The following is a 13010-nucleotide window of genomic DNA, read 5'->3' on the forward strand; positions in this document are numbered from 1 at the left end:
GCCATGACCATCCGCGTGATGCTCGTCGACGACCAGGTGCTGCTGCGCACCGGCTTCCGGATGGTGCTGGCCGCGCAGCCCGACATGGAGGTCGTCGCGGAGGCGGGGAACGGCGTGGAGGCCCTGGAGATGCTGCGCTCCACCAAGGTCGACGTGATCCTCATGGACGTCCGCATGCCGCATCTGGACGGGGTCGAGGCCACCCGCCGGATCTGCGAGGGCGGGCAGAAGGAGGACGCCCCGAAGGTCCTCATCCTGACCACCTTCGACCTGGACGAGTACGCCTTCTCCGCCCTGAAGGCGGGGGCCAGCGGCTTCATGCTCAAGGACGTGCCGCCCGCCGAACTGCTCGCCGCGATCCGGGCGGTGCAGAGCGGCGACGCGGTCGTCGCACCGTCCACCACCCGCCGGCTCCTCGACCGCTTCACCCCGATGCTGCCCGCGACCGCCGGCGAGCCGTCCCGCCCCGAGCTGGAACGGCTGACGGACCGCGAGCGGGAGGTGCTGCTGCTGGTCGCCCAGGGGCTGTCGAACGGGGAGATCGCGGCGCGGCTGGTGCTGTCCGAGGCCACCGTCAAGACGCATGTCGGCCGCATTCTCACCAAGCTGAACCTCCGGGACCGGGTCCAGGCGGTGGTGCTCGCATACGAGACGGGGCTGGTGCGGGCGGGGGGAGCGGGGGCGTAGGGACGCCTGTGCCCGGGGCGGTGCTGCGGCCTACGGCCGGAGTACGTACGGGCCAGGGGTGCGTGCGACCGTAGACGCCCTCAGCGCAGTACGCCCTCGAGGAAGTCGCTGCCCAGCCGGGCCACCACCTGGAGGTCCAGCTGGTGGAGCACATAGCGCCCACGGCGCCGCGTCCGGATCAGCCCCGCCTTCTTCAGCGTCGCGACATGCCGCGACACCTCAGGCGACGTGATGCCGTACGCGTTCGCCAGCTCGCCGGTCGTATGCGGCCCCCGCGACAACGTGCGGCACAGCTGCATCCGCATCGGATGCCCCAGCGCCTCCAGCCGCTGCTGTACGAGCTCCAGCGCCGCCGGCGCCGGCAACTCCGGGCCGGCCACCGGGTACTGGATCACCGGGCGCCAGCCCGGGGCATGACTGACCAGCAGATGCGGCCAGCCGAAGGACGTCGGAAGGAAGGTGATGCCGGGGTCGTCGGCGGCGGCGAACGCCGTCGTACGGCCGCCGGCCAGCTTGTCGACGACGATGCGGGCGCCGCCGGTGCCGTCCTGGGCCTCCTCCAGCGAAAGCGCCGCCGAGGTGGCGGACAGCGTCTCGGACAGGCCCTTGTGACGCAGCATTTCGGTCTTGTGCCGGGCATCGGCCGCCAACTGGATGCCCACCCGGCGCCAGATGTCCCCGAAGAACGCCTCCTCGCAGTCCTCGAACAGGCGGCGCAGCCACACCCGCAGACCGTCGGGGTCGGTGAGCATCCGGTCGGTGAACGCCGCCTGCCGCGGACCGCGCGCGGCGGCCTTCTCCCGTACGCGCGCCCGCTCGGCCGCGTCGACCAGCGGCGAGGGAGTGGCCCGGGTGTACGTCGCCGAACAGGAGATCTCGAACGCGGCGGCCACGAACCGCTCGTCATCGACCCTGTCCAGCTCGTCCAGCTCCTCGGCCAGCGTCGCACCGGGACGGGCCGGCAGCAGGATGTCGGAACGTGAGGACCGCCAGAGGAAGTCCGCCTCGCACAGCCGGTCGGCTAGGTCGGTCTTCAGCGCCGCGTTGGTGGCGGTGACCCAGCCGTGCAGCCCGGGGTGGTGCCCCGGCTCGGACAGCGCATGCAGCGCGGCGCTCAGCTCCGCCAGGGGTGAGGGGGAGAAGAGGACGCGCTCCGGCGGCAGCCCGGTGATGTCGATGACGTTGGCCATGCGCCCATCATGCGCGAGCCCACGACCTGCACGGTTGTCGTTTGACGGCTCCCGTCAAATGACGCGCCCCAGCCCGCCGGGCCGCCGCACAGTGAGACATGTGAACGCCACTCAGCAGCACCTCCTCGACATCTATCGCGCCACCCGGCAGGCCGAAGCCACCCCGCCGCCCCCGGGCGCCCACCTCACCCGCACCCTCCGCGAAATCCTCCGATGGCGGCGCCTCCAGGCCGTGATCAGGGGGCGGGCCGGGCACCTTCCGGCCGGTAGCCGCCGCGCCCGGCAGCACCCCGCCCCCGAAGGAGCCCACGCTCATCCGCGGACCAGCGCCACGTAACGCAGGAACTCCGCGACCGCCGCGTGCACGTCTCCGGGCGTCCACTCCATGGCGGAGGCGGCGACCGTCACCTCCGTCAGCGCCACTCCGGGTGGCCCGGTCAGGTCCGGTTCGAACCACTTGCGGAACAGCGTCGTTCTCGTCTCCTCCGCCTGTCGGACGACGGCCTCGTTCAGCACCTCCGGCGGGTGCGGCAGCCACACCTGGAACTGGTGGGTGTGCGGGACCTCCGGGTGGATCCTGAACCACGGCACCCCGGCTTCGGCCAGTCCCTCACCCAGCGCCTGGGCGACGGCCTTCGCATGGGCGACGTACCCGGGGAGGCGCGGCAGCTCACGGTCCATCCCGGCCAGGGCGGCCAGTGCCGCCGGCCACTGCTGGAACAGCTGGCCGCCGTACCGGTGCCGCCAGGCCCGGGCCTCCGCCACGAAGTCCCCGCTCCCCGCGAGCGCGGCGCCCGATATGCCGTCCAGCGACTTGTAGTAGGACACATACACGCTGTCCGCGAGCTCGGCGATCTCCGTCAGCGGGCGGCCGAAGTGCGGGGCGCACTCCCACAGTCGGGCGCCGTCGAAGTGCACCACCGCGTCACGGTCCCGGGCCGCCGCCACGACCGCGGTCAGCTCCTCCCAGGCCGGCAGTACGAACCCGGCGTCCCGCAGGGGAAGCTCAAGGGCGAGGGTGCCGAACGGCTCCTCCAGGTCGTGGATCTCCTCGGCGGTCGGCAGCCGTGGCGCGTGCGTCGGATGCACCATCCGCAGCCCGCTGACCACCGCATAGGCATCCCGTTCGTGCATCTCCAGATGGGAGAGCGGGTGTCCGGCGACCGTCGCATTGCCGGTGCGCCCCGCCCAGCAGCGCAGCGCCACCTGCTGGGCCATCGTGCCGGTAGGGAAGAAGGCGGCGGCCTCGGTACCCAGTGCTTCGGCGGTCCGGCGCTCCAGTTCGCCGACCATGCCGTCGTCGTTGCCGTAGATGTCCGTCCAGTTGTCCAGGTCGTACGCGCCGGGAGCGTCGGCCACCAGTCGCCCCAGCCGTTCACGGACGGTCTCGACGGACACGCCGCCCGCCAGCACCCGCGTCGAGCCGTGGAACGCCGCGAGCATCCGGGCCCGCCCGGCCGGTGCGGCTGCCGAGCCGCCGCCCGGAGGGTCCCCGGCGCCCCCGTCCGGTGTCCTGCCCGAGCCGTCGGATGTCGTGCCTGCATTCCTCATCTGTGTCGCGCCCCCCGCCTGGTCTTTTCTTCGCGCCTCCCGCGCGCCGTCGCACCGATCATCACCCGGCCCGTCGCGGCACCGCGACCCCTGTGGATAACTCTCGCGCGAGACCCATGTCTCACCGTCCGCAGAGCTCTGAATCCCGCCGGAAACACTCGCGTAGCATGGCGAGGAATCGTCCGGTCCCCCCCGCGGACTGGAACGGAAGGCCGTCGCCGCGTGAACTCAACACCACCCACCGAGGCCCAGGACCGCCCCGCCCGGCTGACCGTCGGAGTCGTCGGCGCGGGCCGTGTCGGGCCCGCCCTCGCCGCGTCACTACAGCTCGCAGGGCATCGCCCGGTCGCCGTGTCGGGCGTCTCCGACGCCTCCGTACGGCGCGCCGCCGAGCTGCTGCCGGACGTCCCGCTGGTCACCCCGGCCGAGGTGCTGGCCCGCGCCGACCTGGTCCTGCTGACCGTCCCCGACGACGCGCTCGCCGACCTGGTGAGCGGGCTCGCGGAGACCGGCGCCGTACGGCCGGGCCAGCTGCTGGTGCACACCTCCGGGCGCTATGGGACGGCGGTGCTGGACCCGGCAACCCGGGCCGGTGCGCTGCCGCTTGCCCTGCACCCGGCCATGACCTTCACCGGTACCTCCGTGGACGTGCAGCGGCTGGCCGGCTGTTCCTTCGGGGTCACCGCGCCCGAGGAGCTGCGGATGGCCGCCGAGGCGCTGGTCATCGAGATGGGCGGGGAGCCCGAGTGGATCGCGGAATCCGCCCGGCCGCTCTACCACGCGGCGCTCGCGATCGGCGCGAACCACCTGGTCACGCTCGTTGCCCAGTCGATGGAGCTGCTGCACGACGCGGGCGTGCAGGCACCGGACCGGATGCTGGGCCCGCTGCTCGGCGCCGCGCTGGACAACGCGCTGCGGTCCGGCGACGCCGCGCTGACCGGGCCGGTCGCGCGCGGTGACGCGGGCACCGTCGCCGCCCATGTGGCCGAGCTGCGCCGGCACTCCCCGCAGAGTGTCGCGGGGTATCTCGCCATGGCCCGTACGACGGCGGACCGCGCACTGGCCCACGGACTGCTCAAGCCGGAGCTGGCCGAAGACCTGCTGGACGTGCTCGCGGACGCGGGCGACGGACCCGCCACCGGCCATGGGCCCGACGCCCCCGACCACGACCCCGACACCCCCGACCATGGCCCCGAAGGAGGCGACCGATGACCTCCTCGCCCATGAGCCCCGAGCCCTCCCCGGCTTCGCAGCCGTCGGCGGGCGGGATCCGGCTGCTCCACACCGCCGCCGCCCTGCGCGATCTGCCGCGCCGTAGTGGCGCGCGCGCCGTCGTCATGACCATGGGGGCGCTGCACGAAGGCCATGCGTCCTTGATCCGCGCCGCTCGTGGCCGGGTCGGGCCCGAGGGACAGGTCGTCGTCACGGTCTTCGTGAATCCGCTCCAGTTCGGGGCGGGGGAGGACCTGGACCGCTACCCGCGGACCCTGGACGCGGATGTCGAGCTGGCCGGCGCGGCGGGCGCGGACGTGGTCTTCGCGCCCTCCGTCGACGAGGTCTATCCGGGCGGCGAACCGCAGGTCCGGATCACCGCGGGGCCCATGGGCACGCTGTGGGAGGGCGCCAGCCGCCCCGGGCACTTCGACGGTGTGCTGACCGTCGTGGCCAAGCTGCTGCATCTGACCGCACCGGACCTCGCGTTCTTCGGCCAGAAGGACGCCCAGCAGCTCGCCGTCATCACGCGGATGGCCGCGGACCTGAACTTCCCCGTCGAGATCGTCGGGGTTCCCACGGTGCGCGAGGACGACGGCCTCGCCCTCTCCAGCCGCAACCGCTATCTGTCCACCCCGGAGCGGCGCACCGCGCTGGCGCTCTCCGCCGCCCTGTTCGCGGCCCGCGACCGGCTCACCGCCGAAGAGGCGCTGCGCGCCCGTGCGGCCTCCACGGGCCACCGGGCGCAGGACCGTTCCGTGGCGCTGGCCGCCCTCGGCGAGGACCGGGCGGCCGCCGATGCGCACGCCGTCGCCTATGCCGCCGCGGGCTCGCTCCACGGCCCGTCCGTGGCGCGCGCCGCGGCCCGTACGGTCCTGGAGGACGCCGCAGGCCTCCAACCTCCGCTGGTGCTCGACTACCTGGCGCTGGTCGATCCGTCCGACTTCACCGAGATCCCGGACGCCTACGAGGGAGAGGCGATCCTCGCGGTCGCCGCCAAGGTCGGCACCACCCGGCTGATCGACAACATCCGTCTCACCTTCCGGGCCAACCCCCCGGCGACCACGGCCGTCCCTCAGGACGCGACGGCCGGCCACCGGAACACCACCGGTGCCGGCCCGGCCACGACGGACCGCACCACCACCGGCACCACAAGCACCACAGGCACCTCCGGCACCACCGCACCACCCGATACACCCCCCACCAGCCCCCAAGGCCCCCTTGGAGCGACCCGATGACCGACACCGGAACAGGCCCTGCCACCACGACAGGCACCGGCCCCGGCCCCGTACCCGGCACCGGCATACGCCTGAACGCCCCCGACCCCGGCTGGTCCATCGAGGCCGACGTGGTCGTCGTGGGCTCCGGTGTGGCGGGCCTGACCGCCGCGCTGCGCTGCGCCGCGGCCGGCCGCCGGACCGTCGTGGTCACCAAGGCCCGTCTGGACGACGGCTCCACCCGTTGGGCCCAGGGCGGCATCGCCGCGGCCCTGGGGGACGGCGACACCCCGGAGCAGCATCTGGCCGACACCCTGGTCGCCGGTGCCGGCCTGTGTGACGAGGCGGCCGTACGGACCCTGGTCACCGAGGGCCCGGACGCCGTGCACCGGCTGATCGCGGCCGGTGCGCGCTTCGACACCACGCCGGACAGCGACGAGATAGCGCTCACCCGTGAGGGCGGCCACCACCGCCGCCGTATCGCGCACGCCGGCGGGGACGCCACCGGCGCCGAGATCTCCCGCGCGCTGGTCGAGGCGGTCCGCGCGGCCGGACTGCGCACCATCGAGAACGCCCTCGTCCTCGACCTGCTCACGGACGCCGAGGGCCGTACCGCGGGCGTCACCCTGCACGTCATGGGGGAGGGCCAGCACGACGGCGTCGGCGCCGTGCACGCCCCGGCGGTGGTGCTCGCCACCGGAGGCATGGGCCAGGTCTTCTCCGCGACCACCAACCCGGCCGTCTCCACCGGGGACGGGGTGGCCCTGGCGCTGCGCGCCGGCGCCGAGGTCTCGGATCTCGAATTCGTCCAGTTCCACCCCACCGTCCTGTATCTGGGCCCGGAGGCGGAGGGCCAGCAGCCGCTGATCTCCGAGGCCGTACGGGGCGAGGGCGCGCACCTCGTCGACGCCGACGGCGTCCGCTTCATGGCCGGGCAGCACGAGCTCGCCGAGCTGGCGCCGCGCGACATCGTCGCCAAGGCGATCCTGCGCCGGGCGCAGGAACAGGGCGTCGAGCACATGTACTTGGACGGCCGGCACTTCGGCGCCCAGATGTGGGAGCACCGCTTCCCGACCATCCTCGCCGCCTGCCGCAGCCACGGCATCGACCCGGTCACCGAACCGATACCCGTCGCCCCGGCGGCGCACTACGCCTCCGGCGGCGTCCGCACCGACCTGCGCGGCCGTACGACGGTCCCCGGCCTCTACGCCTGTGGAGAGGTCGCCTGCACCGGCGTCCACGGTGCCAACCGCCTCGCCTCCAACTCCCTTCTGGAGGGCCTGGTCTTCGCCGAGCGGATCGCCTCGGACATCGCCGGGGGACCCGCGCCGCGGACCTCCGCGGGTCCCGCCCCGGTGGTCCCCTCCGCGCCCCGTACCACCCTTCCGCTGCTCGCCCCCGAGACCCGTACGGCCGTGCAGCGGATCATGACCGCAGGCGCCGGCGTGCTGCGCAGCGCCGGAAGTCTCGCCAAGGCGGCCACCGAACTGGACCGCCTCCACCGTGAGGCCACCGAGGCGGCCGCCAACGGCGCCCGCCGCAGCGCCGGCACCGACGACGAGCCGGCCGACCGGACCGCCCAGAAGAGCCCCGAGCCGGGCGTGGAGGCCTGGGAGGCCACCAACCTGCTGTGCGTCGCGCGGGTGCTGGTCGCGGCGGCCGAGCGCCGTGAGGAGACCCGCGGCTGCCATTGGCGCGAGGACCACCCGGACCGCGACGATGCCGACTGGCGCCGGCACTTCCGCATCACCCTCGGCGCGGACCGTGCGCTGACCATCCGTACGACGGAGACCGCCGGCTTCCCGCCGGCGCTCACCCCGTAGCCACCGGCGCACCACCCGCCACAACAGCCCACAGACCACCCCTCTCCCCGGATACGGAGCCCATCCCGTGAGCAGCACCCCCGACGACCTCCCCCTCCTCCAGATCGGCGGGCCCACCGGCGGCGCCCCCACCGGCGGCGGCTGCGGCGATGCCTGCGGCTGCGCCGGCGATGACGACGGCTCGTCCGAACTCGACCCGCTGACCTGCGGGCTCGACCCCGACCTGGCCGCGCTCCTGGTGGCCGCCGGGCTCGACCCCGTACAGGTCGAGGACATCGCGCACCTCGCCGTCGAGGAGGACCTCGACCAGGGCGTGGACGTCACGACCGTGGCGACCGTCCCCGAGGACGCCATCGCCACCGGCGACTTCACCGCCCGTGAGGCCGGTACGGTCGCCGGGCTGCGGATCGCCGAGGCGGTGCTGTCCATCGTGTGCACCGACGAGTTCGCGGTCGAGCGGCACGTCGAGGACGGCGACCGGGTGGAAGCCGGCACCAAGCTGCTGAGCGTCACCACCCGCACCCGCGACCTGCTCACCGCGGAGCGCAGCGCGCTGAACATCCTGTGCCGGCTGTCCGGTATCGCGACCGCCACCCGGGCCTGGGCGGACCTGCTGGAGGGGACCGGGGCGAAGGTCCGCGACACCCGTAAGACGACGCCCGGGCTGCGTGCCCTGGAGAAGTTCGCGGTGCGCTGCGGCGGCGGCGTCAACCACCGGATGTCGCTGTCGGACGCGGCGCTGATCAAGGACAACCACGTGGTCGCGGCGGGCGGCGTGGCCGCGGCGTTCACGGCCGTGCGGACGGAGTTCCCCGGTGTACCGATCGAGGTGGAGGTCGACCGGCTCGACCAGATCCCGCCGATCCTGGCCGAGGGCGCCGACCTGATCCTGCTGGACAACTTCACCCCGGAGCAGACCCGCGAGGCCGTGGAGCTGGTCGCCGGGCGCGCGATGCTGGAGTCGTCGGGCCGGCTGACCCTGGACAACGCCCGGGCGTACGCCGAGGCCGGCGTCGACTACCTGGCGGTGGGTGCGCTCACGCACTCCTCGCCGATCCTCGACATCGGCCTCGACCTGCGCGAGGACGAGGGCGAGGACACCGGCTCCCCGGGCGCCGGTCTGCGTGAGGACCGCTGATCGCCATGCTGCTGACCATCGACGTAGGCAACACCCACACGGTGCTCGGTCTGTTCGACGGTGAGGAGATCGTCGAGCACTGGCGCATCTCCACCGACGCCCGCCGCACCGCCGACGAGCTCGCCGTCCTCCTCCAGGGCCTGATGGGCATGCACCCGCTGCTCGGCGACGACCTGGGCGACGGCATCGAGGGCATCTCCATCTGCTCGACGGTGCCCTCGGTGCTGCACGAACTGCGCGAGGTCACCCGCCGCTACTACGGGGACGTGCCGGCGGTCCTGGTGGAGCCGGGCGTCAAGACCGGAGTGCCGATCCTGATGGACAACCCGAAGGAGGTCGGCGCCGACCGGATCATCAACGCCCTGGCCGCCGTCGAGCTCTACGGCGGTCCCGCGGTGGTCGTCGACTTCGGCACCGCCACCACCTTCGACGCGGTCAGCGCGCGCGGTGAGTACGTCGGCGGGGTGATCGCGCCGGGCATCGAGATCTCCGTGGACGCGCTGGGCGTCAAGGGCGCCCAGCTCCGCAAGATCGAACTGGCCCGGCCGCGCAGCGTCATCGGCAAGAACACCGTCGAGGCGATGCAGTCCGGCATCCTCTACGGCTTCACGGGCCAGGTCGACGGGGTGGTCCAGCGGATGGCGCGGGAACTGGCAGAGGACCCGGACGAGGTGACCGTGATCGCCACCGGCGGGCTGGCGCCGATGGTGCTCGGCGAGTCCTCGGTGATCGACGCGCACGAGCCCTGGCTCACCCTCATCGGGCTGCGGCTGGTCTACGAGCGCAACATCGCCCGGTCGTGAGCGGCTGACCGGTGCGGGGGTGGCGCGGCTCGCGGCCGCGCCACCAGTCACGAATTAAGCGGCTTTTGTCGGAATTGGTCGTAAAGTCGCCATATGCCAATGCCAAACGGAACCCGCGGCGGCATGGCGTTCAGCGCCGATGAGTTGCGTGTGCTCCGTCGCGCCCTCGCCCATGCCCTCCAGACGACGGACCACTCCGCGCCGCTCGCCGCCCTCGGCCCGGAGTGGCCGCAGGACATCCAGGAATACCTCCGGCTGGCCGAGGCCGTCGACGAAGCGGTCCGCGAAGGCGGCCGGCTGCGCGCCTTCCTCCTCGCCGACCTCGCCCGCTACCGCGAAGCCCTGCCCGGCTCGGCCGCCGGCTACCTCGCGCAGCTGAAGGAGGCGCTGGCGGACGGGTACGTCCCCGGCGCCGACGACCTCGCCGCCCTGCGCTCACTGCGCACCGGGCGCACCGGGACGGCGGAGCGGGAGCGCCGCAGCGCCCTGCTGCGCCACTGCGAGCAGCTGGCCGAACAATCCGTCCGGGTGCGGCTCCGCGCGCTGCCAGGCGGCCGCTCAGCGGCCCGCAGCGGCCGCGAGCGGGAACCCGAGAAGGAGCCGCCGCCCGCCCCGCAGCCGCAACGCGAACCGGCGCCGAAGCCCCCGCGCCCCGACCGGCCGATCCCCACCCCGGGGGAGGTCTTCCCGCCGCGCCGCAAGCCCGCCCCGCCCCCCGAGAGCCGCACGGCCTGAGCACTGCGTACCCTTGCTGCGTACTTTTCGAAGGCTCCGCCCTGTCGAAGGCTCACGCCCTATAAGGAGGCCGCACGCCATGGATTACGTCGCAGCGCTGCTCCCGCCCGCGGTGATGGCCGTGGCGTTCACCGCCCTGATCGTGACCATGATCAAGAGCCAGGGCGGTGCCAACAAGTCCAAGGAGGACGCCGCCGTGGACGCCGCGCTCGCCCGCGCCGAGTCCACCGGCCAGGAGGCCACCGCGCACGGCGCCTGATCCGCCCGGCCGTCACGGCGGCCGGCGTGCACCGTCACGGCCCGGGACCCACCGTCCCGGGCCGTAGATCGTTTCCCGCCGGCCGCGACGAGACGGCGCAAACGCGGGGCGAGATCAACGGGCATTCGGGACATTTCCCACTATTGTTCTTGTGTGCCGAGACCATTGGGTGATCTGGAAGACGCGGTCATGACGCGGGTCTGGGAGTGGAACCGCCCGGTCACCGTTCGAGAAGTCCTGGAAGATCTTCAGAAGGAACGGTCGATCGCCTACACGACGGTCATGACCGTATTGGACAACCTCCATCAGAAGGGCTGGGTGCGCCGCGAAGCAGAAGGCCGCGCCTATCGATATGAGGCGGTCTCCACTCGCGCCGCCTACGCGGCCGCACTGATGAACGAGGCATGGTCCGCCAGCGACAACCCCGCGGCCGCTCTTGTCGCCTTCTTCGGCATGATGTCGCCGGAACAACGCCATGCCCTGCGCGATGCCGTACGGATGGTGCAAGCCGACGAACCGGAAGACCCGGAAGGCGCACCGGCCGCGGAAGGCGCACAACAAGAGGCACCAGAGGCACAACCGGTGGCAACCGCGGAAGAAGACGAAGCACAAGGCGTCGCGGAAGCGGACCGGGAAGCCGGTTCCGCGGAAGGGGATGAACCCGGAGCGAACGCCGGCGGCAAGGGGCGATAGCGTCCCGGCATGCCTCCGCATTCAAAAGGGCTCACCGTCCGTCGCGCCAGGACCAGCGATGTACCGGCCGTACGCCGTCTCATCGACTCCTACTCACGTGACGGGATCCTGCTCGACAAAGCCACCGTCACGCTTTACGAGGACATCCAGGAGTTCTGGGTGGCGGAGCGCGACGAAGATGCCGAGGTCGTCGGCTGCGGAGCACTCCACGTGATGTGGGAAGACCTGGCGGAGGTCCGCACCCTGGCCGTGGACCCGCGGCTGAAGGGCACCGGTGTCGGCCATCAAGTGCTGCACAAGCTCCTGGCCACCGCGCGCTGGCTCGGAGTACGGCGCATTTTCTGTCTCACCTTCGAAGTCGACTTCTTCGTCAAGCACGGCTTCGTGGAGATCGGCGAGGCTCCCGTAGACGGTGATGTCTACAGTGAGCTGCTGCGTTCCTATGATGAGGGCGTTGCGGAGTTCCTTGGCCTCGAACGAGTGAAGCCGAACACCCTGGGTAACAGCCGGATGCTTCTGCACCTGTGATGAGTGTTCTATGTCCGAATCGCTCCCCTATCTCATGGCTACGGAAGCATGCGTTCCCCGGTCTGCGGGCAACTGAACCCTACCCAAGGGTTTGTGTTTTTCCCGGAAAAGCGGTTTGCTTTCCGTCGTAATCCGCATTCGATGAAAGGGAAACCGGTGGCACAGAAGGTTCAGGTTCTTCTTGTCGACGACCTCGACGGCGGCGAGGCGGAGGAGACGGTGACGTTCGCTCTCGACGGCAAGTCCTACGAGATCGACCTCTCCGACGCGAACGCGCAGAAGCTGCGTGACTCGCTGGCGGACTTCGTCAAGGCCGGTCGCCGCACCGGTGGGCGTTCCGCCGGGCGCGGCAAGGCGCGTGCGGCGGCGGCTTCCGGCGGCAGCCAGGACACTGCGAAGATCCGTGCATGGGCGAAGGAGAACGGCTACAACGTCAATGACCGCGGCCGTGTCCCCGCCGACATTCGCGAGGCATTCGAGAAGGCCAACGCCTGATCGCCGCCAGAGCGGTCCGATTGGGCATTACGAGCACACAACAACCGGGCACGGTGGCACTCCGTCGCCGCCGCGCTCACGAGCCGTACGAGGTCGGGGGCGGCCGCACCGTCCCCGAATCCTGTCCCGAACCCCGTGGTGGGCAGGGAATTCTCCACCTCGTACCCCGGCCGGGGAGGTCGCAGCCATCCCGCGGCCTCCCTCGAGCCGAATCCGCAGGGCAGTGATGGCGGTGAAGTGCCAGTGGGGATCGCCGGTGCGGGCATCCGGTCTCCGGATCCACGCGCCGTGAGATCCGGCGCAAGACCGCCCCACTCGAGCCATTCCAGGATTCCCGGGAGTTCCTCGGCACCGCCGACCGTGATCAGCATGAGCAATTTCGGCCGATCACCGGGCTGATTCCCGTCGCGTCCGGCCCTGAGGAGCGCCACGGGGCCGGTGCGCAGTCCCCGGTGCAATACGGCGCGGCCCGCCTCGGCCGGCATCTCCAGGACGTCGAAGCGCAGCCCCGTCAGCAGCTCGACCGGTTCCGGTCCGGTGGTCGGCCAGCCCAGCTCGTCCTCGTACCACTCGCGGACGGCGGTGAGGGGGCTTCTCGGGCGCGGGAGGACGCGGGCCATGACCGGTGCAACTCCCCACAACCCGGGAAGTTACGCTGGGTGTAAGCGTAGATGCGGAG

General features: G+C 72.1%; 15 protein-coding genes. 12 read left to right on the forward strand and 3 right to left on the reverse strand.

Going from position 1 to position 13010, the window contains the following annotated elements; all coding sequences use genetic code 11:
- The first annotated feature begins 3 nt into the window (after positions 1–3).
- Positions 4–687, forward strand: coding sequence for a response regulator (locus tag ACZ55A_RS26755; protein WP_468844901.1), 684 nt, complete (start codon positions 4–6; stop codon positions 685–687).
- 80 nt (positions 688–767) lie between these two features.
- On the opposite strand, the gene ACZ55A_RS26760 is transcribed toward ACZ55A_RS26755, so the two are convergent.
- Positions 768–1877 (reverse strand): DUF5937 family protein, encoded by a 1110-nt coding sequence (locus tag ACZ55A_RS26760; protein ID WP_468844903.1) that lies wholly within the window; start codon positions 1875–1877, stop codon positions 768–770.
- A 100-nt stretch (positions 1878–1977) separates the two neighbouring features.
- Here ACZ55A_RS26760 and ACZ55A_RS26765 point away from each other — a divergent pair, with 100 nt between their 5' ends.
- The gene (locus ACZ55A_RS26765) at positions 1978–2214 is read left to right on the forward strand and encodes a hypothetical protein (RefSeq protein WP_468844906.1); all 237 of its coding nucleotides are present in this window, start codon (positions 1978–1980) and stop codon (positions 2212–2214) included.
- Here ACZ55A_RS26765 and ACZ55A_RS26770 read toward each other — a convergent pair.
- On the reverse strand, positions 2190–3428 hold the full coding sequence (locus ACZ55A_RS26770; protein WP_468844909.1) for a threonine aldolase family protein: 1239 nt from the start codon (positions 3426–3428) through the stop codon (positions 2190–2192). The genes ACZ55A_RS26765 and ACZ55A_RS26770 overlap by 25 nt on opposite strands.
- Positions 3429–3650: 222 nt before the next feature.
- Between ACZ55A_RS26770 and ACZ55A_RS26775 the strand changes: the two genes are divergently transcribed.
- The 10 genes from ACZ55A_RS26775 to ACZ55A_RS26820 all read left to right on the forward strand — a co-directional run bounded on the left by ACZ55A_RS26775 (position 3651) and on the right by ACZ55A_RS26820 (position 12331).
- Entirely contained in the window at positions 3651–4640 is a 990-nt protein-coding gene (locus ACZ55A_RS26775) for a Rossmann-like and DUF2520 domain-containing protein (RefSeq protein ID WP_468844912.1), read from the forward strand.
- A gap of 11 nt (positions 4641–4651) precedes the next feature.
- The gene (gene panC / locus ACZ55A_RS26780; RefSeq protein ID WP_468845073.1) at positions 4652–5878 is read left to right on the forward strand and encodes a pantoate--beta-alanine ligase; all 1227 of its coding nucleotides are present in this window, start codon (positions 4652–4654) and stop codon (positions 5876–5878) included.
- The gene (locus ACZ55A_RS26785; RefSeq protein ID WP_468844915.1) at positions 5875–7680 is read left to right on the forward strand and encodes an L-aspartate oxidase; all 1806 of its coding nucleotides are present in this window, start codon (positions 5875–5877) and stop codon (positions 7678–7680) included. Before panC ends, ACZ55A_RS26785 begins: the two co-directional genes overlap by 4 nt.
- A 67-nt stretch (positions 7681–7747) precedes the next feature.
- Entirely contained in the window at positions 7748–8818 is a 1071-nt protein-coding gene (nadC, locus tag ACZ55A_RS26790) for a carboxylating nicotinate-nucleotide diphosphorylase (protein WP_468844918.1), read from the forward strand.
- Between the two features lie 5 nt (positions 8819–8823).
- Entirely contained in the window at positions 8824–9621 is a 798-nt protein-coding gene (locus ACZ55A_RS26795; RefSeq protein WP_030081646.1) for a type III pantothenate kinase, read from the forward strand.
- A gap of 93 nt (positions 9622–9714) precedes the next feature.
- Complete coding sequence (locus ACZ55A_RS26800; RefSeq protein WP_468844921.1) at positions 9715–10356, forward strand: hypothetical protein; 642 nt, start codon at positions 9715–9717, stop codon at positions 10354–10356.
- A gap of 79 nt (positions 10357–10435) precedes the next feature.
- Entirely contained in the window at positions 10436–10615 is a 180-nt protein-coding gene (locus ACZ55A_RS26805; protein WP_468844924.1) for a hypothetical protein, read from the forward strand.
- A gap of 189 nt (positions 10616–10804) precedes the next feature.
- The gene (locus tag ACZ55A_RS26810; protein ID WP_468845076.1) at positions 10805–11308 is read left to right on the forward strand and encodes a BlaI/MecI/CopY family transcriptional regulator; all 504 of its coding nucleotides are present in this window, start codon (positions 10805–10807) and stop codon (positions 11306–11308) included.
- Between the two features lie 9 nt (positions 11309–11317).
- Complete coding sequence (locus ACZ55A_RS26815) at positions 11318–11836, forward strand: amino-acid N-acetyltransferase (RefSeq protein ID WP_468844927.1); 519 nt, start codon at positions 11318–11320, stop codon at positions 11834–11836.
- Positions 11837–11992: 156 nt separating this feature from the next.
- Positions 11993–12331 carry a histone-like nucleoid-structuring protein Lsr2 gene (locus ACZ55A_RS26820; protein WP_468845079.1) on the forward strand — a complete coding sequence of 113 codons (339 nt, stop codon included), beginning with the start codon at positions 11993–11995 and terminating at the stop codon, positions 12329–12331.
- Here the strand turns inward: ACZ55A_RS26820 and ACZ55A_RS26825 are convergent.
- The gene (locus tag ACZ55A_RS26825) at positions 12262–12951 is read right to left on the reverse strand and encodes an SCO3374 family protein (RefSeq protein ID WP_468844930.1); all 690 of its coding nucleotides are present in this window, start codon (positions 12949–12951) and stop codon (positions 12262–12264) included. The genes ACZ55A_RS26820 and ACZ55A_RS26825 overlap by 70 nt on opposite strands.
- Positions 12952–13010 lie beyond the last annotated feature (59 nt).

This window comes from Streptomyces sp. NPDC034111, from assembly GCF_055575375.1.